The following is a 21,575-nucleotide window of genomic DNA, read 5'->3' as shown; positions in this document are numbered from 1 at the left end:
ATGACGACCATCGAGACGAGCACGTCCACCGGACAGGAGCCGCCGCCCGTCCGGGAGTGGCCCGTGATCGATCTGGAGGGCACGGAGTTCGACCCGGTGCTCGCGGGTCTGGTGCGCGAGGGGCCGTTGACGCGGATCCGGCTGCCGTTCGGCGAGGGGTGGGCCTGGCTGGCCACCCGGTACGAGCACGTGAAGCTGATCACCAACGACCCGCGGTTCAGCCGCGCGGAGGTCGCGCGCGGCCGGGTCACCCGGCTGGCCCCGAACTTCGCGCCCCGGCCCGGCTCGCTGGCCTGGGCCGACCAGCCGGACCACAACCGGCTGCGCAAGCCCATCGCCGGTGCCTTCACCGTCGGCGCGATGAAGCGGCTGCGGCCCCGCGCCCAGGAGATCCTGGACGAGCTGGTCGACGGGATCGTCCGCGAGGGCCCGCCCGCCGACCTGGTCGAGCGGGTGCTGGAGCCGTTCCCGCTGTACGTCGTCAGCGAGGTGATGGGCGTACCGGAGACCGACCGGGAGCAGGTGCACGCCTGGACCCGGCAGATCATCTCCCTGACCGGGGGCGCCGCGGCCGCCGACCGGGCCAAGAACGGCCTGTACGGCTGGATCACCGCCATCGTCCGGGCGCGGGCGCGCAGTGCGGGCGAGGACGTCTACTCGATGCTCGCCGGTGCCGTGGCGCGCGGCGAGATCGGTGAGGAGGAGGCCGTCGGACTCGCCGGCCCGCTCCAGATCGGCGGCGAGGCGGTCACCCACAACTGCGGGCAGATGCTGTATCTCATGCTGACGCGGCCCGAGTTGATGGAGCGGATGCGCGCGCGGCCCGCGGAGCGCGGCCCGGTCCTGGACGAGCTGCTGCGCTGGATCCCGCACCGCAGCACCGTCGGGCTCGCCCGGATCGCCCTGGAGGACGTGGAGATCGCCGGGCACCGGATCGCCGCGGGCGAGCCGGTGTACGTCTCCTATCTGGCCGCCAACCGCGACCCCGCGCTGTTCGAGGACCCGGACCGCATCATGCCGGACCGGGACCCCAACCCGCACGTCGCCTTCGGCAACGGCCACCACTACTGCACCGGCGCGGTCCTGGCCCGTCTCCAGCTCGAACTGCTGGTGGACACGCTGCTGGACCGGCTGCCGGGGCTGCGGCTGGCCGTACCGCCCGAGGAGGTGCGGTGGCGGCAGCAGACGATGATCCGCGGGCCGCGCACCCTGCCGGTCACCTGGTGAGGCGTCCGGTCAGGCCCGCAGCCACTCGGTGACGATCACCTCGGTGCCGGTGCGCAGCCGCAGCGCGAACGGCCCGGACGGCGGGTCCTCGCTGGTGAAGCGGCCGAGGGTGTCGACGGGGACCGGGCGGGCGGCGCCCGGACCGCCGAGCACCTCGATCCGCGCCGAGCCGGGCGGCATCACCTGGCCCATCAGTCCGTCCCCGGTGACCTCGACGTCGACGGTGACCGGGCCCGCGCGGAACGTCAGCATGCGCGGGGCGTCGGTGACCCCGCGCACCGGCAGCGCGTCCACCAGCGAGTCGAAGGTCAGCTCGGCGATCTTCGCGTCCAGGTCGTGCAACGCGTAGGCGTCGACGGCCAGTTGGCGCAGGGCGTCGGGGACGGGGTCCAGGACGGCCGCCGCCTGCCGCAGCTCCTCCTCCAGCAGCGCGTCCTGCGCCTCGCCTTTGTCGTCCCCGCGGGGAGATCCCCCGGCACCGTTCGTCTCACCGTTCACGCCGCACCCCGTTGGTCCATCCGGTCCCGCAGCCGGCGCAGACAGCGCTGGCGCAGGGGGCCGATGCTGCCGACCGCGATGCCGAGCGCGGCCGAGATCTCCACATAGCTGGGCGGCGGCGAGGCCACCAGCACGCGCAGCAACTGCCGGCAGCGCTCGCCCAGTTCGTCCAGCTCCTGCCACAGCCGGCGGGCCCGCTCGGCCCGGTCCGCCGCCTCTTCGGAGTCGATCAGTGTCTGTTCCGGCGTACGGTCCTCGCTGGCCCGGTCCAGGACCTGCGGGTCGTCCGTCAGGGTGAGCCGCGTGTTGCCCCTGAGCACCTTCAGGCACTCGTGGCGGGCGGTACTGGCCAGCCAGGCACCGGTCTTGTCGGGTTCCCGGATGCGCCCCAGGTGCTGGGCGAAGCGGAACCACACCGTCTGGTAGACGTCGCGCCCGTCCGCCTCGGAGAGCCGGTGGCTGCGCACCACCGACCAGACCAGCGGACTCATGCCTTCCACCAGCGCTTTCCAGGCCGCGGCGTCCCCGTCGACGGCGGACCGGACGAGCGCGCCGACCTCTGTTCGGTCCACGGCTCCACCCCTCGTGTACGGCTCGTCATGGTACGCCGTGGAGCGGAGGGTTCCGGCCGTCACGCGGGCAGCGCCGGGGCCGGTACGGGGACGGGGCGCCAGGTCGGCGGGCGCAGCGCGGGCATCCGCACCCCGCGCACGTCGGTGCGGTCGGTGGCCCGCGCCAGCAGCCGGCGGCCCGCCCTGCGCGGGTCGCGCTCCCCGTCGGCCGTCATCAGCGCGGCGACGAGTCCGGCCGCGACCGGTGTGGCGAAGGAGGTGCCGCTCCACTGCGCGAGTCCGTCGAACATCACCTGGTCCGGCTTGCCGCCGGTGCTCTCCCGGTCCTCGCTCAGCACCCCGGTGTGGCGCGGGTAGCGGCAGGTGCAGGAGTAGTCGAAGCCGAACCGGCAGTCGTCGTAGGTGGAGTGCTGGTAGAGGTAGGGCACGGGGGCGGCGAAGCCGGTGAGGGCGCTGGTGAGCCGCTCGCCGGGGGCGTAGACCCGCACCCAGCGGCCGTGGTTGCTGAAGCAGGCGGGGCCCTCGCCGTCCGAGCGCAGCGCGCCGACCGACAGCACGCTGTCCGCGTACTCGGGCAGGGCCGCGTAGGCGGCGGGCCAGAACGGGACGTCGCTCCCGTTGTTCCCGGCGGCGGCGACCAACAGGGTGCGGTGGGCGCGCAGTTCGCGCATGAACGCCTCGAGTCCGAGCAGCCCGTGCAGTCCGGCGGCGGGGCTGCCCGCCGACAGGCTGATGACGTCGGGCCAGCCGTCCTGCTCGACGGCCTCGAACAGCTTGCTGCCGAACTCGCACTCCAGCACCGCGCCGGCGTCGTTGAGGCTGCCGCGGACGGTGATGTCGGTGTTGGGTGCGACGGCGGCGAGGATCCCGGCGATGAAGGTGCCGTGGCCGACGTACTGGCGCAGCACTCCCCCGTCGTCCGTCTCGGTCGCCTGGGTGTCGCCGCTGGTGTGGGCGAGCAGCGGGTAGGCGCGGTGGTCGCTCACCAGTCCGGTGTCCACCACCAGCACCCGGACGGCGGTCCGCGGGTCGTGACCGGTCCCGGCGGCGGCGGGGTTGGGCGATCCGGAGCGGGCGATGGGCACCGGCTCGTCGCCCGGGCAGGCGTTCACCGCGATGTGCACCACGTGGTTGCGGCTCACCAGCCGGCGGCCGTGCCGGTCCTCGGCCGCCCGCAGGGCACCCAGCGCGTGCGGCACCGTGTCCTCGCCGAGGGCCGGGTCGCCGACCCTGATCCGGGTGACGCCGCCGCGGCCCCGCTCCGGACCGTCGCGGCGCACGTGGTCGGGCAGCAGGCCCCGGGTCTCGGCGAAGTGGGCGCGCACGGTGTCCTCCACCACCCGGGCCTCCTCACCGGACCGGGCGAGGACGACCCCCTTCTCGTACAGCGGACGGGCGTCGTCGTCCGCGCCCATGGCCAGCGGCACATCGGGCATCGAGCGCTGGATGTGGTCGAACTGCTCACGAAATCGCTGAGGTGCCATGCCGTGTCATCCCCCTGAAGACGGTCTACGAGAGTGAGAGCCGCCGGTCCGCCATCTGATACAGGCCACTACGATGCGAGGCGTGACAGCGGGAAGCGAGCCGGTCCTCGAACTGCTGCCCATGGTGTTCGCCGACCCCGGCGAGGCCAGGGCGCGCGCCGAGCTGGTGCTCGAAGCCGCCCCGGCGCCGCTGGCCGCCAGCATCGCCCACCAGGTGCTCGGCATCTGGCAGCGGGACTTCGGCGATCTGCGCGTCGCGCTGCGGCATCTGCGGCGGGCTCGGGACCTGGCCGCGCGCGCCGATTCGGCGGACCGCGAGGCGGATGTGCTGGCGACGCTGGGGGTCGCACTGGTGCACGCGGGGCGCACGCGGCAGGGGCTCGCCTCCTTCGAGCGGGGGGTCGCGCGCGGCACCGGCCACACCCGGGCCCGGGTGCTCTACCGGCGGGCCTACGTCTGGTGGGTGCTGGGGCACCACCGGGAGGCGCTGGAGGACGTACGGCGGGCCCTGCCGGTGCTGCGGCAGCTGGGCGACGACATCTGGACCGCGCGGGCGCTGACCCTGCGGGCCACCGTGCACCTGGCGCTCGGCGCGGTCGAGCGGGCCGACGCGGACTTCACGGCGGCGGAGCGGCTGTGGGGCACCACGGGCCAGGAGCACGACAAGGCGGACGCGGTGGAGAGCCGGGGGCTGGCCGCCTTCCGCTCCGGGGACGTCCCGGCGGCGCTGCGGCTGCTGGACGAGGCGGAGGAACGGTACGCGAAGCTCGGCACGCCCACCTACATGCTGTCCATCCGGCGCTGTGAGGTGCTGATGGCCGCCGGCCTCGCCCCGGAGGCGCTGGCCGAGGCGGACGCGGCGATCGCCCTGCTCGACCGGATCGGCGGGCAGTCCACCCGCAAGGCCGAACTGCTGCTGGCCGCCGCGCGGGCGGCCCGCTCGGCCGGGGACGCGCCCACCGCGATCGCCCGCGCGGCCGTCGCGGTACGGCTGTTCGCGGCGCAGCGGCGGCTGTGGTGGGAGACGCACGCCCGGCTGGTGCTGATCGAGGCGCGGGTGGCGGACGGGCGCCGCTCGGGGCGGCTGGTCGGGGACGCGGCGGCGGTGGCCGAACGGCTGGCCTCCTTCGGTTCCCCCGCAGCGCCCGAGGCCTCGCTGCTGGCCGGCCGGATCGCGCTGGCGCTCGGCTGGACGGCGGACGCGGAGCGGCATCTGGCGGTGGCGGCCCGCGGCCGGCACGCGGGTCCGGCGCCGGCCCGGATGACCGGCTGGGCGGCGCAGGCGCTGCGGGCCCGCGCGGCCGGTTCCCGGCGGGGCGTCCTGGAGGCCTGCCGGCGCGGTCTGGACGTGCTGGACGACCACCGGATGACGCTGGGCGCCTCGGAGCTGCGCGCCCACGTGACCGCGCAGGGCGCCGAACTGGCGGCGCTGGCCCAGGAGGTGAGCCTCACCCACGGCGGTCCCCGGCGGCTGCTGGAGTGGAGCGAGCGGTGGCGGGCGACCGTGCTGTCCGCGCCGCCGACCCGGCCGCCCGCCGACCCGGCGCTGCTCAGCGGCCTGACCGCCTACCGGGAGATCGCGGCCCGCGCGGAGGAGGCCCGGATGGAGGGCCGTCCGGTCCCGGCGCTGGAGCGGGAACAGCGGCGCCTGGAGCGGGAGATCCGCTCGCGCACCCGCCATATCCGCGGCTCCGCCCCGCACGAGGGCAGCCGCTTCGACGTGTCCCGGCTGCTGGACCGGCTCGGCGACGGCCGGCTGGTGGAACTCGCCGTGGTCGGGGGGCGGGTGCATGTGCTGCTGTGCGGGCAGGGCAGGGTGCGGCGGTTCGCGGCCGGGCCGCTCGCGGAGGCGGTGGCCGAGGCCGAGTACGTGCAGGCGGGGCTGCGGCGGCTCGCGCACCCGGGGGCGGAGGCGCGGCTGCCGCTGGTGGAGGCGGCGGGCGAACGGCTCCAGGAGCTGCTGCTGGGTGGTGCCGTGCCGCAGCTGGGGACGGGGCCGGTGGTGATCGTGCCGCCGGGGGCGCTGCACCGGGTGCCCTGGGCGCTGCTGCCCGCGCTGCGCGACCGGGTGCTCAGTGTGTCGCCGTCGGCGGGCAGCTGGCTGCGCGCCCGGGAGACGGAGCCGCCCCGGGACGGCCGCACCGTGCTGGTGCGCGGCCCGGGTCTCGCCACGGGCGGCGCGGAGGTGCCGGAGCTGGCCGACCGCTACGGCACGGCGACGGTCCTGGAGGGTGAGGGCGCGCAAGTACCGCGGGTGCTGGCGGAGTTGGACGGCGCGGGGCTGGCGCATCTGGCCGCGCACGGCACCTTCCGGGCCGACAGCCCGCTGTTCTCCGCGCTGCGGATGGCCGACGGCCCGCTGATCGTGCACGACTTCGAGCGCCTGGACCGCAGCCCGTACCGCATCATCCTCTCCAGCTGCGACACCGCCCGTCTCGCCTCGGTCGGCGCCGATGAACTCCTCGGTCTGGTCACCGCGTTGCTGCCGCTGGGCACGGCCGGGGTGGTCGCCAGCAGCGCCCCGGTCAACGACGCCGCCGTGATTCCGCTGATGCTCGCCCTGCACAAGGGCCTCACCGCGGGCCTGTCGCTGGCCGAGGCTCTGCGCGACGCCCGCACCACCCTGCCCTCCGACACGGTGCACCAGGCCACGGGCTGGGCGTTCGCGGCCTTCGGAGCGGCGTAGCCGGGCGTGCGGAACGGTCCGGCGGGGGCCGCGGGCGGTACGGCTACGCCGTCTCCGCCACCAGGCAGGGCAGCGCCCCCCGGTCCCCGGTGCCGAGCCGCGTGTACGCGCTGTACAGATGGTTCCCCACCGTGCGCACCGACAGCGTCAGCCGCTCGGCGATCTCCCGGTTGCTCAGTCCCGAGGCCGCGAGGGCGACGATCTGCCGCTGGCGCGCGGTGAGTTCGCCGAGCACCAGCCCGGCCAGGACCGGGGTGCGCGCGCCCTGGCAGCGGCGGGCGAGCGCCAGCGCCCGGGTGCGGGAGCGCCGCGCGGCCCGCGGGTCCCGGTGCGCCCGTACCGCCTGGGCGTGCGCCTCCGCGGCGAACAGCAGGAAACCGCGCTCCTCCAGGGCCATCGCGGCCCGGTCCAGCGCGGCCCCGTCCCGCCGCGCCAGCGCCTCGGCGTGCCGGGCGAACACGCTGCCCGCCGGGAGCGGACCGGCGGGCAGGCCGAGCCGTACGGCGGTGCGGTGCGCGTGGCCGTCGTCACCGTCGGGCCCGAGGCGCCCCGGCTCGTCGGACTCGGCTGCGGCGAGCGCGAGTTCGGCGCCGCACCCGGCGTGCCCCGGTTCCCGCCGCAGCCCTTCGCGCGCCCACGCCGCCGCGTCCCGCACCTCGCCCCGCAGCCGGGCGTACCGGGCCCGTACGGCGGCGTACCCGGCCGGCACCGGGCCGCCCTCCGCCAGCAGCCAGTCCCCCACCGGCGTGGGCGCGGGCCGCACGTCCAGCTCGGCCATCCGCCGTCGCAGATCGTGCTGTTCGGCGTCGAGCGCGGCCCCGAGGCGGTAGGGGCCGCCGGTCAGCCGGCGGGCCCGCAGCCGGCCGGTGGCGGCGCGCAGGGCCGGGCCGTGCAGCGGGTCGGCGAGTGCCACCGCGCCGTCCTCACCCACCACGATCAGCCCGTCCGTCTCCAGGCGCTCCAGGACATCCAGTTCGGAGCCGGACGGGTGGGAGCCGGACAGGCCGAGGGCCGCCGGGTCGAAGCCGGACAGGGGGAGCGTCGCCGGTTCGGCGAAGGCGAGGCGTTCGAGGATCTCGCGTTCGCCGGGGCCGGTCCGCTCCCGTACCGGCGCGAGGCGTTCGCGCACCGCCGGGGTGACCGGCAGCGGCCCGCGCCAGGCCCGCTCGCCGGTGCCGGGCACGGGCACGAGCCGGCCGCCGGCCACGAGCGCGGTCACCAGGTCGCGCAGCAGCCGCAGGTCCCCCCGGCACAGATGGTGCAGCCGGCGCACGGTGAGCGGTTCCAGGGCGGCTCCGGCGAGGAGTTCGGCGGTGTCCTCGGCGGGCAGCGGGGCAAGGGCCAGCCGGGGCAGCACCTCCCCGGTCCACAGCCGGGACACCGCGCCGGGCGCCGGGACGCCGTCGGTCGCGGCCACGACCAGCCGGGTGCGGCCGTGCACGGCGAGCTGGTGGACCAGCGCCGCGGAGGCCTCGTCCAGCAGGTGGGCGTCGTCCACGACGAGGAGCCGGACCCCGGACAGCGCCCGCACCGCTCCGTGCAGCGAGCCGGTGCCGTCCAGCAGGTGCGCGAACGCCGCGAACGGCAGGTGGCGGGCCTCGGGCGTGCCGGTCACCCGGGCGTGCTCGGTGCCCCGGACCGCCTCGGTGATCAGCCGGGTCTTGCCGCGTCCCGCGGGCCCGGTCACCACGATGCCGCGCCGGCCGGTGGCCGACGCCCCCCGCACCAACTCCAGTTCGTCCGCCCGGCCGGTGAACGGCCAGGGCAGTTCGAGGGTCTTCGCGTCCTGTTCGTAAGTCCTCACACCTGACAGAGCAGGCGTACTCAGGTTTGATACAGGGCGACTTGAGTAGCCCCCGACTCAGGCGCCCGCACCGGGCGGGCGGGCACTGTTTCCGCATGACCCGACGCCTGTGCTCGCTACCGCGGCAGCCGGCCCCGTCCTTCGGACCGGGGCTGACCGCCGAGCGGCTGGGCGCGCTGCTCGCCGGGCGGCGCATGTGGGTCAACGGCACGGTGCTGCACTACTGCTTCCTCGATGCCGGCCACGACGCCTCGGTGATCCCGGTGCCCGGCACCGGGGAGCTGCGCCGGGTGCCGTGGGCCGGCGGCAAGGAGCAGCAGGACGTGGTCCGCGAGTGCTTCGCGCAGTGGGAGGCACTGGGGGTGGGCGTCGCCTTCGCCGAGGTCGGCGACCGGGGGGAGGCCGAGCTGCGGATCGGGTTCCAGGCCGGCGGGGGGTCCTGGTCCGCGGTGGGCCGGGAGGCGCTGGCGGTGGGCCGGGCCGAGCGCACCATGAATCTCGGGTGGGACGTGACCGCGCAGGGGGAGCGCGGCACGGTCCTGCACGAGATCGGGCACGCGCTCGGCCTGGTGCACGAGCACCAGAACCCGTCCGCCGGGCTGCACTGGGACGACGAGGCCGTCTACGCGGAGCTGGCGGGCCCGCCGAACCACTGGAGCCGGGAGACGACGTACACCAACGTCCTGCGTGCGCTCGACGCCGGGGAGTCCAGGGGCGCGGTGTGGGACCCGTGCTCCGTGATGGCCCTGCCGTTCGGTCCGGGGCTGGTGCTGGAGCCGGAGCGGTACCGCGGGGGGCTGCGTCCGGCCGGCACACCCTCGGAGCTGGACCGGGAGTTCGTGCTGCGCTGGTATCCGCCGGCCGGCGGGGGCGGGCCGCGGCCGCTGGAGCCGTTCTGTTCGGCACCACTGGCCCTCGGCCCGGGCGAGCAGGCGGACTTCCTGGTCGAGCCGCCGGAGACCCGCGACTACACCGTGGGCACCTTCGGCGACGCCGACGCCGTGCTGGTGGTCTTCGAGGAGCGGGAGGGGGAACCGCGTTTCCTCGCGGGCCACGACGACGGCGGCACCCCGGACAACGCGGCCGTGCGGGTCCGGCTGGTCCGGGGGCGCCGCTACGTCGTCCGGGTCCGTCTGTACTCCACGTGGGGGTCGGGGCGGACGGCGGTGATGTGCTGGTGAGGGCGCGCGGAGGGGACAGGCCATAGTCCGGCACGGGGGGAGTGGCCGCGGACGTCACCCACGGGGGAGGTGACGTCCGCGGCCACGCCGTTGTCCGGGGCCCTAGGAGGCGGCCCGCTCGGCGGCCGGGGCGGCGGAGTCGGGGTGGGCCAGGCCCAGGTGGTCGCGCAGGGTGGTGCCCTCGTAGTCGGCGCGGAAGACGCCCTGCTCCTGGAGGAGGGGCACCACCTTGTCGGCGAACGGGTCGAGGCCGCCGGGGGTGATGTGCGGCACGAGGATGAACCCGTCGGAGGCGTCCGCCTGCACGAACTCGTTGATGGAGCGGGCGACGGTCCGCGGGGCGCCGACGAAGGTCTGCCGGTTGCCGGTGTTGATGACCAGGTCGCGTATGGACCACTTGTTGGCCTCCGCGAGCTGCCGCCACTCGCGGGCGATGGCGACCGGGTCCCGGTACATCCGTACCTGCGCACGGCCCCGGGAGATGTGCTCCTCGCTCACCACCGGGTCGACGTCGGGCAGCGGTCCCTCCGGGTCGTACGCCGACAGGTCGCGGTTCCAGACGAACTCCAGGTGCTTGAGGGCGGTGGCCCCGCTGACCTGCTGCCTGCGCACCTCGCGGGCGAGTTCGGCGGCCTCGGCGTCGGTGTCGCCGAGCACGAAGGTCGCGGCGGGCAGGATGAGCAACTCCTCGGGGCGGCGGCCGTACTTGGCGAGCCGGCCCTTGACGTCGGCGTAGAACGCCCGGCCCTCCGCGAGCCCGGCGTACCTGCTGAAGATGGCGTCCGCGCCGGAGGCGGCGAACTCGCGGCCCTCGTCGGAGTCGCCCGCCTGGAAGATCACCGGGCGGCCCTGCGGGGAGCGCGGCACGTTGAACCGGCCGTGGATGTCGAAGTGCTGCCCCCGGTGCACGAAGGCGCCTGCCTTGGCGTCCCGCAGGAAGGTGCCGGTGGCCTGGTCGGCGAGGACCTCGCCGGCGCCGAAGGAGTCGAACAGCTCGTTCGCGGTGGCCAGGAACTCCTTGGCGCGCGAATAGCGTTCCTCCTGCGGCAGGAAGCCGCCGCGGCGGAAGTTCTCGCCGGTGAAGGCGTCCCAGGAGGTGACGACGTTCCAGGCGGAGCGGCCGCCGGAGAGGTGGTCCAGGCTCGCGAACTGGCGGGCCACCTCGTACGGTTCGTTGAACGTGGAGTTGATCGTGCCGGTCAGCCCGAGCCGGTCGGTGACGGCGGCGAGGGCGGCCAGCACCGTGAAGGTGTCCGGGCGGCCGACCACGTCGAGGTCGTATATCTTCCCGCCCTGTTCGCGCAGGCGCAGCCCCTCGGCGAGGAACAGGAAGTCGAACTTGGCGCGTTCGGCGGTGCGCGCGAAGTGCGCGAAGGAGTCGAACTCGATGTGGCTGCCGGCTGCCGGGTCGCTCCACACGGTGGTGTTGTTGACGCCGGGGAAGTGGGCGGCCAGGTGGATCTGCTTCAGCGGCTTGCTCATGGTCGTACGGTCCTCCGGCTCAGACGGCGGTGGCCGCTGCTGCGGCGTAGCGGTTGGCGGGGCGGGCGAGGCCGAGCAGGCCGCGCAGGGTGTCTGCCTCGTAGGCGGTGCGGAAGCGGCCCCGGCGCTGGAGTTCGGGCACCAGGTCGCGGCCGACGCGCGGCAGGTCGTGCCCGGCGACGGCGGGCCGCAGCCGGAACCCGGTCAGCCCGGCGGCCGCGAACTCCTCCAGCAGATCCGCGAGTTCGGCGGCCGTACCGGTGAAGATCCGGGCGTCGCCGGTGTACGGCTCCCCCGCGAGCGCGTCCAGCCGCTCCCGCCGGGCCTCGGCCGCGGCGCGGCTGTCGTCCAGGAAGACGAGGAGGTCCCCGAACAGGTGCAGGGTCTGACCCGCCCGGCCGGCCGCCCGCTGCTCGGCGCGGATCTCGGCGACGATCGCCCGGGCGTGCGCCGCGTCGTGCGGGGTGACGTATCCGAGGTCGGCCTGGCGGGCGATCAGCCGGTACGGCAGGGTGCGGTGGCCGAGGGCGGTGACCAGCGGCTGCCCCTGGGGCGGGCGGGGCGTGATGGAGGGGCCCTTGACGCTGAAGAAGCGGCCCTCGAAGTCGATGTAGTGCAGCTTGTCCCGGTCGATGAAGCGGCCCGTCGCCCGGTCGCGGATCTCGGCGTCGTCCTCCCAGCTGTCCCAGAGCCGGCGCACGACCTCCACATGGTCGGCCGCCTCGTCCAGCAGGTCGCCGAGCAGTTCCTGGGCGTCCGGGCTGTCGGGGGCCTCGACACGGGCGATGGTGCGGCGGCCGAAGTGGTCGGCCTCGTCGGGCCGTGCGCTGATCCGCACCCGCAGTCCGGCGCGGCCGGTGCTGACGTAGTCGAGGGTGGCGATCGCCTTGGAGATGTGGAACGGCTCGGTGTGCGTGGCCACCACGGTCGGGACCAGGCCGATGTGCCGGGTGAGCGGGGCGACGCGGGAGGCGACGAGGACCGCGTCGAGCCGGCCGCGGACCTGGTCGGTGCGGTCGTCGGGCTCCAGCGGGCGCGAGGACTGCGGGCCTAGGCCGTCCTCGAAGGTCACGAAGTCGAGCAGCGCGCGCTCGGCCTCGGCGACCTGCTCGGCCCAGTATCCGGCGGTGAACAGTTCCCCGGGACGGGCGACCGGCTCGCGCCAGGAGGCGGGATGCCAGCCGGTGCCTTCCAGGGCGACGGCGAGATGGAGGTGGTCGGGGTTGTGCGAGTCGGGTGCAGAGGACACGGGTCGGTGGCCTTCCTGGGTGTCCGTACGAGGGTGTGCCGGACGCACCGGTGTCGGGGTACGGCGAGGGGCGCGGCGGTGCGGGCGATCCGCACCGCCGGCGGGACCGGAGAAAACCGGGGAGTGACCGGGGAAAGGGGTGTCAGGGGCGACAGAGCGCGCCGGCCACGCGCAGGAGGTCTATGTGGGGCCGGGAGTGCAGCACGGCGGAGCGGGCGGTGCGCAGGACGCGGGCGCACGGGACGCGCCTCGGGTCCTCGCTCATGTCCGCCACCTCCGTCCACCGGGCTCGGCGGGCCGCCTGCGCGGCGCCTTCGCACATCTCGTCATGAGTCACAACGTCCCCCTCCCGCCGGGTGTTCCCGTGTCCGCGGTCGCGGGCCGGGTATTTCTCCGTCCGCCGTCAGGAGTCGCTGAGCGGCAGGCCGGGCGGGTTGACCTCGGACTTGGCCACGGCCTCGTCGGAGAGGTTGTAGGCGGCCAGCCACTTGGCGTACTGCCCGCTCCTGATCAGGTGGTTGACGGCGTCCGCGATGGGCTTGGCCAGGCCGCTGTCCTTCTTGGTGGTGGCGGCGATCAGCCCCTGGAGGCTCGCGCCCGCACCGGAGTAGGTGCCCGCGCTGCGGGTGGGGTCGGGTGAAGCGGCGGTGCGGGTGACGTGGTAGGCGACGCCGGGGTTGGCGGCGAAGTAGGCGTCGATCCTGCCGCCGGTCAGCGCCAGATAGGTGGCGTTCTTGCCGGCGTAGCGCTTGACCGTGAGCGTCTTGCCCTCGGCCTTCAGCTTGCTCTGCCACTCCAGGAGGAGCCTCTCCTGGTTGGTGCCGCTGTCGACGGCCACGGTCTTCCCGGCGAGGTTCTCGTAGTCGCCGTCGAAGTTCCAGGTGCTCTTCTTCAGCACCTCGAAGCCCACGTTGTCCTTGCGGTAGGAGGCGAAGTCGTACTTCTTCTTGCGCTCCTCGGTGTCGGTGATGTTGGCGAAGCCGACGTCGGCCTTGCCGCTGTCGATGCCGACGAACATGTTCTCCCAGGTGGCGTTGGAGAACTGGGGCTTGAGTCCGAGGACCGCGGCGACCAGTCGGCCGAAGTCGGGCTCGGCTCCGGTGAGGGTCTTCTGGTCGCCGCCGATGTAGGCGAGCGGCGGGAAGCCGTCGGGCAGCGCGCCCACGGCGATCTTCAGGGTGCCGCTCCTGCGGACGGCCGCGGGCAGTTCGGCGTTGAGGGCCTTGACCTCGGAGACCTTCAACTCGGTCGGCTTGGCGGCCCCGTTGGAGACCCGGCCCACGGTGACCGTGCCGGCCGCGTCGGTCGTGGTGGCCGCCTCGCTGTCGCCGCCGCAGGCGGCGAGGGTGCCGGCGAGGGAGGCGACCGCGGTGGCCGCGGACAGGGCGCGGATCAGACGGCGTCGAAAGGGGTGGCTGGGCATGGCGGTCCTTGTCGTTCGCTGGTGCGTCGGTCGTGGGCGGGGGTCACAGGACCCGGGCGAGGAAGTCGCGGGTGCGTTCGTGCCGGGGGTTGTCCAACACCTGGGCGGGCGGGCCCTGTTCGACGATCCGGCCGGCGTCGATGAAGACGATCCGGTCGGCGATCTCGCGGGCGAAGCCGATCTCGTGGGTGACGATCACCAGGGTGGTGCCGCTGGTGGCGAGGTCCTTGATGACGGAGAGGACCTCGCCGACGAGTTCCGGGTCGAGCGCGGAGGTGGGCTCGTCGAAGAGGATGATGCCGGGGCGCAGGGCCAGGGCGCGTGCGATGGCGACCCGCTGCTGCTGGCCGCCGGACAGCGTGCGCGGGTAGGCGCCGGTGCGGTCGCCGAGGCCGACCCGGGTGAGCAGCTCCCGGGCGAGTTCCCGGGCTTCGGGCCTGCCGAGGCGGCCGGTGGCGACCGGGGCGGCGGCCACGTTGTCGAGGACGGTCAGATGCGGGAAGAGGTTGAAGTTCTGGAAGACGAATCCGATCCGGCCGCGCTGGGCGAGGACGGCGCGCTCGCCGAGTTCCCTGAGCCGCCCGCCCACGCGCCGGACGCCGATGAGTTCGCCGCCGACGCTGACCTGGCCGATGTCGGGCTTCTCCAGGTGGTTGATCACCCTGAGCAGCGTGGACTTGCCCGATCCCGAGGGCCCGATGACGACGGTGACCTCGCCGGGGCGCACGGTCAGGTCGATGCCGCCGAGGACGCGGTGGGTGCCGTACCACTTGTGGACGTCGTGCACCTCCAGCGCGGCCGGGACCGTGGGCGGGGTGGCGGTGGCGGTCATACGGCGGCCTCCTTGCGCAGCCGGGCCCGGAATCCGGTGAGGGCGGCACGTGCCTTCTGCAACGGAGTCGGCGGCAGGGCGCGGGTGGCGCCCCGGGCGAAGTACCGCTCCACGTAGTACTGGACGACAGACACGGCGCTGGTCAGGACCAGGTACCAGACGGTGGCGACGAGGAGCAGCGGCACGATGTCGCCGGGGTAGGTGCTGCCCATGGTCTGCACCGAGCCGAACAGGTCGAGCAGGGACACGTAGAACACCAGGGACGTGCTCTTGACCAGGCCGATCAGCTGGTTGACGTAGTTGGGCACGATGGAGCGCAGGGCCTGCGGCAGGACGATCCGGGTGAACTGGTAGCCCTTGGGCAGGCCGAGCGCGGCGGCCGCCTCGTGCTGGCCCTGGTCGACGGAGAGCAGCCCGCCGCGCACCACCTCGGCCGCGTACGCCGCCTCGTTGAGGCTGAGCCCGATGACGGCGACCGTCATGTCGGTGGCGAGCCTGGACTCGTCGAAGGTGACGAAGGCGGGCCCGAAGGGGATGCCGAGGCTCAGCGTCTTGTACAGGGCGGAGAAGTTGTAGAGGAAGATCAGTACGACGATCAGCGGCACCGAGCGGAACAGCCAGGTGTAGGTCCAGCCCACCGCGCGCAGCACCGGGCTGCCGGACTGCCGCGCGAGGGCCAGCAGCACGCCGCCGAGCAGCCCCGACACGGCGCTGAGGGCGGCGACCTCGAGGGTGACGAGGAGTCCGTCGAGGACGGTGGGCCGCAGGAACCAGTAGCGGAAACGGTCCCACTGGTAGAAGGGGTTGGTGGCCAGGCCGTGCGCGATCTGGGCGACGAGCACCAGGACCACGGCGGTGGCGATCCACCTGCCGGGCCGGCGCAGCGGCTGAACGCGCTGTGCGGCCGGGGGCGTTGGCGGGGACTGGGCGGGCGGCGCCTCGGCGAGGGAGACGGCGGCGCCAGGGGGTCGACTCATGGCGGGCTCCGGCGAAGGACGGGACGTCCCGGGTGCGACGGGCCGGACGCGGCCCGCCGCGGGTGCGCGGGCCCGCGGCGAAGGCGTCGCAACGCACGGGAGAGGAAACGGAGTTGATCCGGAAGCAGGCGGCGAGCGGTGCCCGCGGCCGCCGGGGCGGAAGGTGTGGGTCAGCCCCGGCGGCCGGTGGCGGCGCCCGGCGCGGTACACAGCGCGCTGCTGACGCGGAGCAGGTCGACGGCGCGGTCGGCGACCAGCGCGGCGCACGGCGGTACGCAGCCCAGGGGGCGGCTCGGGGCCGTCCTGCCGGCTGCGTACATGGCGTCACCTGTCACTGTCGCGGCCCCGTGGGGCCTCCGCGCTTACCGAAGTCGTCGTCCGGTCCGGTCGTCACCTGGGGCACCCCACCGCGTCGCGAGGGTTGCCGGTCAGCGAGCCAGGGCTTGGCGCTGACGCTCATGACCGTACTTGAGCCGCAAGTAAGGCAGTCGGCGCCGCGAATGTCAACGCCTGTCCGCCTGTTGGATGGAGCCGGGCCCCTCTCACCTGCGGGGAGTGTTCGGGGAGCCGGTGGCGTGGGCCGCCCAGTCCAGGATCTGGACGGCGGCTCCGGCGGCCTCCAGGCCCCGGCAGCCGTCCTGGTGGCGGCGGGCGATGCCGTCGAGGTCGAGGTGGTGTCCGAAGGCGGGGTGGGCGGTGAGCCGGCGGGCGTAGGCCCACAGGGCCCGGTGCTCGGCGACGCGCTGCACGGCGTGGGCGTCGAGGTGGCAGCGGTGCACCGTGTCGAGCCGTACCAGCGACACCCACAGCTCGATGTCGGCGGCGGTGAGCCGGCCGTCGGCGAGGTACTCCTCCCCCGCCAGCCGCCGTTCCAGGCGGCCGAGGGTGTCCAGCAGCACGTCCAGCGCGGCTGCCCGCCCGGCCGGATCGGTGCCGGCCGAACCGGCGCGCTGGGCGGCGTCCTCGATGCCCTCGCCGCACATCCGCTCGACGGCCTCGATCACGGACTCCAGGCCGGCCGGGAACAGCGGGCCGTGGCCGGTGCGCGGGAAGCGGTCCAGGTCGCGCAGGATGTCGGGGGCGTGATTGCTGACGATCCGTCCGGACCAGTCGTCGCTCAGCACGGGGGCGAGCGCCGGGCCGGTGTAGTGGTGGGCGCCGGCCTCGTACAGCGGGCGCAGCGCGGTGTGGCCGCCGCCGTCGCCGTCCGGGAGCGCGGGCAGGAAGGTGACCGGACAGCTGTCGTCCAGGCCGAGCAGGGTGTGGCCGACGGCGAGGCGGAGTCCGGCGGGACAGGCGGTGGACAGGTGGAGCCGGTAGCGGTGGGCCACGGCGTAGTGGCCGCTGCGCGCGTCCCGGCCGAGCCTGCCCCGGAACAGGGGCGCGGCGGCGCGGTGGGTGGGCGGGACGGCGGCGAGCGGAGTGATGGTCATGCGTCTCCCCGGGTCGTGGGCGTGCGAGGGGCGCGTCGGCGGTGGCCGTCGGAGGGATGGCGGCGCAAGCCGCCGGGAGGCTTGGTGCGGCGCGGGCCCCGGGTCCGTGGACCCGGCCCGGGTTCAGCGCCGGACGCCGATGGCGCTGCAGACACGCAGCAGGTCGATGTGCCGGCGGGAGGTGAGCAGCGGGGTGCGCGGCGGCGTGCGGCCCGCTCGGCCGGCGACCGCTTCGAGGCGCGCCATGATTCCCTACCTGTTCACTAGGATTCCCTCCCAGGAGTGTCGATCCCGGTGGGCACGGCCGTCAAGGGGGTTTCCACCGGAGAGACCCGAGGCGGTCGCGGCGCGGGGCCGCCGGCGCCGGGCCGCCCAACCGCCCGCGCCGCCAAGCGCCTTGGGCGGCGCGGGCACGCGTGTCCCGCGCGGCGGCCGTTCCCCTGCCGCGACCGTTCCCCGCGTCAGGACCGTTCCCGCAGCGACCGGGCGAAGGAGACCGCCCGGCGCAGCTGGTCGGCGGTCAGCGCGCGGACGTCGTGGATCAGCTCGGCGGCCCCATCGACCGCCGGGGCGGGGGGTGGCGCGGCGCACGGCCCGGCACCGACGAGCACGGCCAGATCCGCGGCCGGGACCCCGAACACGGCGGCGAAGTCGGCCAGGAGGTCGTCGGTGACCTCCCTGCCGCCCCGGGCGAGCGCGTGGTACGTGGCGGCCGACCAGTGGCGCCCGGTCAGCACCGCCAGCGTCTTGGCCGTGGCCGCGGGGCCGAGGTTGCGCGTGCGGGCGAGGCGCATCAGGAGGGGGCCGGGGCCGTCGGCCGCGTCGTGGTCCGGTTCGCCGGGGGCGTCGGCGGCCTCGGGGTGCACCGGGTGCAGGCCTGCGGCGAACCGGCGGAGCTCGCCCAGCCCCTCCGGCGGCAGCGCCACGGCGTGCCGCACCAGTTCCGGCACCCACGCCCCGGCGCGGGCCCCGGAGGGCGGCGGATCGTACGGGGACGACCGGCCGGCGAGCGCGAAGACGTCCGGCGTGCGCAGCCCGAGCACCGGGGCCAGCCGCCGGAGCAGGACGTCCATGGGCGGCCCGCCGCACAGCACCCCCCGCACCCACGCCTCGGGCACCCCGGCCTGCCGCGCCAGGCGGCCGGCGTCCGTGCGCCGGTGCTCCGTCCACCGGCGCAGCACGTGGCCGAACCCGCCGTACTCCCGTCGGCGCGCCGCCCAGGCGTCCCGGTCCCCGACGAGCAGGGTGACCGGGTGCTCGCACCAGACGGACGCCCGGGGCAGGGCGCGGACCACGGCGGGCACCTCGGGTTCGAACCGCAGCAGGGCCAGCGTCCGCCAGCCGTGCGGGATGCCGTCGAAGGGGCGGCCGAACTGCTGGGTCACCGCGACGACGGTGACCGTGACCCAGGTGACGGCGCCCTCGTCGTCCGCCGGGAAGCAGCAGTCGTACCGTCGCCCCAGGGGCACGTCCGCGTAGCCGTGCGCCAGGAAGACGACCTCCTCGCCGGCGGCGCGCGGCGGCAGGCAGGCGCCGAACGCGGCGAGCGCGGCGTCGGCGGCGCGGGACTCCACGAGGAGCACGCGCTCCTCCGGCCGAACGGACCCCTCGGTTCTCATACCAGCGGATCATCGCAGTTCGACCGTTCGGGAGCACCGGAGATTTCACGGCGCACGAGGGTCCCGACCTCAGTTTTTTCCGTTCGCGGGCATCCCGGACGGTACAAGAAACGGCGATTTTGCGGCAGGTGGGGGCATCACGGACCATGGCCGGGTCCCGGCGATCCCGGGGCATCGGCTTGATGAGAGGCGCACCACCCATGCACGTCACCGGAACCGCATCCCCGTCGGCTCCGGCCCCCTCGGAGAACCCCGCGGTCGCCGTCGAGGACTCCTGCGGCGGTTCCAGTCGGCACGCCCGCCGGTTCGGGCTCCCGGTGGCCACCGCGCTGGTCATGGGCAACATCATCGGCGGTGGCATCTTCCTGCTCCCCGCCTCCATCGCCCCCTACGGCACGGTCAGCCTGGTGGCCTTCGGCGTGCTCACCGTGGGCGCCATCGCCCTCGCCCTGGTCTTCGGCCGGCTCGCCGCGCGCGACCCCCGCACCGGCGGCCCCTACGTCTACGCGCGCGGGGCGTTCGGCGACTTCGCGGGCTTCCTCGCGGCCTGGTCGTACTGGATCACCACCTGGGTGTCGAACGCCGCGCTCGCCGTCGCCGCCGTCGGCTACCTGGACGTGCTGATCCCGGTCGGCGGCCACCGCTGGACCGCGTGCCTGGCCGCGCTGGTGATCCAGTGGCTGCCGGCGCTGGCCAACTTCGCGGGCACCCGCTACGTGGGCGCCGTGCAGGTGGTCTCGACGGTGCTGAAGTTCGTGCCGCTGCTGCTCGTCGCGATCGGCGGGCTGTTCTTCTTCGATCCCTCTCGGCTCGGGCCGTTCAACTCCAGCGGCCACGGCGCGATCGGCGCGGTGTCCGCCTCCGCCGCGCTGCTGCTCTTCTCCTACCTCGGGGTGGAGTCCGCGGCGGTCAGCGCCGGTGAGGTCGAGAACGCCCGCCGCAACGTGGGCCGCGCCACCGTCATCGGCACCGCGGGCGCCGCGCTGGTCTACCTGCTGGGCACGCTGTCCGTGTTCGGGACGGTCGCCCACGACCGCCTGGTGCACTCCACCGCGCCGTTCTCGGACGCCGTGAACGCGATGTTCGGCGGCAGCTGGAGCGGCTGGGCCGTGGCGCTCGCCGCGCTGGTGTCGATGATCGGCTGCCTGAACGGCTGGACCCTGCTCAGCGCCCAGACCCCGTACGCCGCCGCGCGCGACGGGCTCTTCCCGGCCGCGTTCACCCGGCGCCGCCGGGGCGTGCCGACGGTCGGCGTCGGCGTCACCGTGGTGCTCGCCTCCCTGCTCACCGCGTACAACTACCTGTCCGGCTCCGGCAAGGTCTTCGAGGTGCTGGTCCTCGTCACCACCTTCACGGCGACGGTGCCGTACCTGCTGGCCACCGCCGCGCAGCTGTTCCACCTCGTCTCCGGCCGGGCCGCGTCGGTGGACCGCGGGCGGCTGGTGCGGGACTCGGTGATCACCGCGGTCGCGGCCGTCTTCTCGGTCTGGCTGATGGCGGGCGCCGGCTATGCGGCGGTGTACCAGGGCGCGCTGTTCCTCTTCGTCGGCGTGCTCGTCTACGCGGTGATGGCGGCGCGCCGCGGCCGCCGCACGGAGCCGGTCGCCGAGTAGCGCACCCCGGCGCCGGTCACGCCCCGGCGGGACCGGGCCGACCGGTCATGGCCGTGCGCGGGCTGAAGACACCGGTCGGGCGGAACGCCGTCCTCGGCTCCGGCCGGCGGGGCGGGGCCTGCCTACCGGCCGCGGGCCCGGCGGAAGCGGTCCAGTCCCTCGGCCAGGCCGACCACCGGGTCGGGGTAGTCCAGCGCGGCCCGGACCTCGCCGGGCAGCTTCCACGGCTCGTGGACGGCCGGGGCGGCGACACCGCCGAGTTCGGGCACCCAGCGGCGCACATAGGCGCCGTCGGGGTCGTACCGCCTGGCCTGGAGGACGGGGTTGAGGACCCGGTTGGGGCGGGTGTCCGTGCCGGTGCCGGCCATCCACTGCCAGTTGAGCTGGTTGTTGGCGATGTCGCCGTCGACCAGCCAGTACAGGAAGTGGGCGGCGCCGATCCGCCAGTCGACGTAGAGCGTCTTGGTCAGAAAGCCGGCGGTCAGCAGCCGGGCCCGGTTGTGCATCCAGCCCTCGTGGCGCAGCTGCCGCATCGCCGCGTCGATCACCGGATAGCCGGTACGGCCCTGCCGCCACGCCTCGATGTCGTCCCGCGCGGTGCGCTCCGTGCGCCAGTGGTCGCCCTTGGTGCGGTAGTCGGCGTGCGCCGCGTCGGGGCGGGCGGCGAGGACCTGGCGGTGGAAGTCGCGCCAGGCGAGCTGCCGTACCAGCGCCTCGGCGCCCGGGCCGCCGTGGCGGCGGGCCCGGTGGACCAGTTCCACCGGGGAGAGGGTGCCGAAGTGCAGATGCGCGGAGAGCCGGGAGGTGGCGTCGGCCGCCAGGTCGTCCTGGGTGTCGGCGTAGTCGGCGAGGCCCGTGCGCCAGTAGGCGGTCAGCCGCTCGCGGCCCGCGCGCTCGCCGCCCTGCGGCAGGGCGGGCGAGACGCCGGTGACGGCCCCGCGCACCGGCAGCCGTTCGCCCGTCACCCGGTCCGGCACGCACACCCGGCGCGGGGCGGACAGGACCGCGCGCGGACGGACCCGCGCCCAGTGCCGGTAGTACGGCGTGAAGACCGCGAAGTGATCGGAGGCGGCCGGGGTCACCGCGCCGGGCGGCACGGCCACGGTCACCGCGTCGTGCACGACCAGCCGGCGCCCCGCGGCCTCCAGCGCCCGCCTGAGCCGGTCCTCCCGGCGGGTGGCGAAGGCGCTGTGCGCGGCCGCCATGTGCACCTCCCCGGCGTCCGCCTGTGCCGCCACCCGGCACACCTGCGTCACCAGGTCCCCGGAGCGCACCACGAGCCGCCCGCCGCGCTCGCGCAGGGCGGCGTCCAGGTCGGCCAGGCAGTCGGCGAGGAAGGCGGCCCGGTTCGGGGTGGCGAAACCGGCCGCCTCGACCGCGCGGTCACGGACGAACAGCGGGACCACCTCGTCCCCGGCGGCCAGCGCCGCACGCAGCGGCGGATGGTCGTACAGACGCAGGTCCGACGTGAACAGGACGACCGAAGCGGCCACGT

General features: G+C 75.0%; 19 protein-coding genes and 1 riboswitch. Of the genes, 4 read left to right on the top strand and 15 right to left on the bottom strand.

Going from position 1 to position 21,575, the window contains the following annotated elements:
• Complete coding sequence (locus BLW85_RS32760; RefSeq protein WP_074994712.1) at window positions 1-1,227, top strand: cytochrome P450; 1,227 nt, start codon at window positions 1-3, stop codon at window positions 1,225-1,227.
• A 9-nt stretch (window positions 1,228-1,236) separates the two neighbouring features.
• Here BLW85_RS32760 and BLW85_RS32755 read toward each other — a convergent pair whose 3' ends face one another.
• The 3 genes from BLW85_RS32755 to BLW85_RS32745 are packed head-to-tail and all read right to left on the bottom strand — an operon-like array spanning window position 1,237 to window position 3,781.
• Window positions 1,237-1,725 carry a hypothetical protein gene (locus BLW85_RS32755; protein WP_403423574.1) on the bottom strand — a complete coding sequence of 163 codons (489 nt, stop codon included), beginning with the start codon at window positions 1,723-1,725 and terminating at the stop codon, window positions 1,237-1,239.
• Window positions 1,722-2,297 (bottom strand): RNA polymerase sigma factor, encoded by a 576-nt coding sequence (locus BLW85_RS32750; RefSeq protein ID WP_070029685.1) that lies wholly within the window; start codon window positions 2,295-2,297, stop codon window positions 1,722-1,724. The genes BLW85_RS32755 and BLW85_RS32750 overlap by 4 nt, the downstream gene beginning before the upstream one ends.
• Window positions 2,298-2,356: 59 nt before the next feature.
• Window positions 2,357-3,781, bottom strand: coding sequence for a S8/S53 family peptidase (locus tag BLW85_RS32745; protein WP_070029684.1), 1,425 nt, complete (start codon window positions 3,779-3,781; stop codon window positions 2,357-2,359).
• Window positions 3,782-3,854: 73 nt separating this feature from the next.
• On the opposite strand from BLW85_RS32745, the gene BLW85_RS32740 reads away from it, so the two are divergent.
• Window positions 3,855-6,467: a CHAT domain-containing protein gene (locus BLW85_RS32740; RefSeq protein ID WP_107409223.1), complete on the top strand. Its 2,613-nt coding sequence runs from the start codon at window positions 3,855-3,857 to the stop codon at window positions 6,465-6,467.
• Between the two features lie 43 nt (window positions 6,468-6,510).
• Here BLW85_RS32740 and BLW85_RS32735 read toward each other — a convergent pair whose 3' ends face one another.
• On the bottom strand, window positions 6,511-8,271 hold the full coding sequence (locus BLW85_RS32735) for a LuxR family transcriptional regulator AbsR2 (RefSeq protein ID WP_074994708.1): 1,761 nt from the start codon (window positions 8,269-8,271) through the stop codon (window positions 6,511-6,513).
• Between the two features lie 95 nt (window positions 8,272-8,366).
• Here BLW85_RS32735 and absR1 point away from each other — a divergent pair, with 95 nt between their 5' ends.
• Window positions 8,367-9,452 carry a beta-glucuronidase AbsR1 gene (gene absR1, locus BLW85_RS32730; RefSeq protein ID WP_074994706.1) on the top strand — a complete coding sequence of 362 codons (1,086 nt, stop codon included), beginning with the start codon at window positions 8,367-8,369 and terminating at the stop codon, window positions 9,450-9,452.
• A gap of 102 nt (window positions 9,453-9,554) precedes the next feature.
• Here the strand turns inward: absR1 and BLW85_RS32725 are convergent, their stop codons facing one another.
• The 10 genes from BLW85_RS32725 to BLW85_RS32690 all read right to left on the bottom strand — a co-directional run bounded on the left by BLW85_RS32725 (window position 9,555) and on the right by BLW85_RS32690 (window position 18,467).
• On the bottom strand, window positions 9,555-10,934 hold the full coding sequence (locus BLW85_RS32725; RefSeq protein WP_074994704.1) for an NtaA/DmoA family FMN-dependent monooxygenase: 1,380 nt from the start codon (window positions 10,932-10,934) through the stop codon (window positions 9,555-9,557).
• A 19-nt stretch (window positions 10,935-10,953) separates the two neighbouring features.
• Entirely contained in the window at window positions 10,954-12,183 is a 1,230-nt protein-coding gene (locus BLW85_RS32720) for an LLM class flavin-dependent oxidoreductase (protein ID WP_074994702.1), read from the bottom strand.
• A 142-nt stretch (window positions 12,184-12,325) separates the two neighbouring features.
• Complete coding sequence (locus BLW85_RS40655) at window positions 12,326-12,448, bottom strand: putative leader peptide (protein ID WP_275657241.1); 123 nt, start codon at window positions 12,446-12,448, stop codon at window positions 12,326-12,328.
• A gap of 138 nt (window positions 12,449-12,586) precedes the next feature.
• Entirely contained in the window at window positions 12,587-13,606 is a 1,020-nt protein-coding gene (locus BLW85_RS32710) for an ABC transporter substrate-binding protein (protein ID WP_074994700.1), read from the bottom strand.
• Between the two features lie 43 nt (window positions 13,607-13,649).
• Window positions 13,650-14,438 (bottom strand): amino acid ABC transporter ATP-binding protein, encoded by a 789-nt coding sequence (locus BLW85_RS32705; RefSeq protein WP_070029676.1) that lies wholly within the window; start codon window positions 14,436-14,438, stop codon window positions 13,650-13,652.
• Window positions 14,435-15,415, bottom strand: a complete 981-nt coding sequence (locus BLW85_RS32700; RefSeq protein WP_074994699.1) for an amino acid ABC transporter permease — start codon at window positions 15,413-15,415, stop codon at window positions 14,435-14,437. Before BLW85_RS32700 ends, BLW85_RS32705 begins: the two co-directional genes overlap by 4 nt.
• Before the next feature lie 170 nt (window positions 15,416-15,585).
• On the bottom strand, window positions 15,586-15,735 hold the full coding sequence (locus BLW85_RS39580) for a hypothetical protein (protein WP_167381447.1): 150 nt from the start codon (window positions 15,733-15,735) through the stop codon (window positions 15,586-15,588).
• A 33-nt stretch (window positions 15,736-15,768) separates the two neighbouring features.
• A riboswitch (SAM riboswitch) is annotated at window positions 15,769-15,879 on the bottom strand.
• A gap of 78 nt (window positions 15,880-15,957) precedes the next feature.
• On the bottom strand, window positions 15,958-16,848 hold the full coding sequence (locus BLW85_RS32695; RefSeq protein ID WP_074994696.1) for a glutathione S-transferase C-terminal domain-containing protein: 891 nt from the start codon (window positions 16,846-16,848) through the stop codon (window positions 15,958-15,960).
• Between the two features lie 123 nt (window positions 16,849-16,971).
• Complete coding sequence (locus BLW85_RS40650) at window positions 16,972-17,094, bottom strand: putative leader peptide (protein WP_257585193.1); 123 nt, start codon at window positions 17,092-17,094, stop codon at window positions 16,972-16,974.
• Between the two features lie 215 nt (window positions 17,095-17,309).
• Complete coding sequence (locus BLW85_RS32690; protein WP_143060482.1) at window positions 17,310-18,467, bottom strand: hypothetical protein; 1,158 nt, start codon at window positions 18,465-18,467, stop codon at window positions 17,310-17,312.
• A 200-nt stretch (window positions 18,468-18,667) separates the two neighbouring features.
• Here BLW85_RS32690 and BLW85_RS32685 point away from each other — a divergent pair, with 200 nt between their 5' ends.
• Window positions 18,668-20,080, top strand: coding sequence for an amino acid permease (locus BLW85_RS32685; RefSeq protein ID WP_074994693.1), 1,413 nt, complete (start codon window positions 18,668-18,670; stop codon window positions 20,078-20,080).
• 122 nt (window positions 20,081-20,202) lie between these two features.
• On the opposite strand, the gene BLW85_RS32680 is transcribed toward BLW85_RS32685, so the two are convergent.
• On the bottom strand, window positions 20,203-21,573 hold the full coding sequence (locus BLW85_RS32680; RefSeq protein WP_074994691.1) for a cryptochrome/photolyase family protein: 1,371 nt from the start codon (window positions 21,571-21,573) through the stop codon (window positions 20,203-20,205).
• Between the last annotated feature and the right edge of the window lie 2 nt (window positions 21,574-21,575).

The organism is Streptomyces misionensis, from assembly GCF_900104815.1.
GTDB classification, from domain to species: domain Bacteria; phylum Actinomycetota; class Actinomycetes; order Streptomycetales; family Streptomycetaceae; genus Streptomyces; species Streptomyces misionensis.
This window is presented reverse-complemented; position numbering and strand designations above follow the sequence as displayed.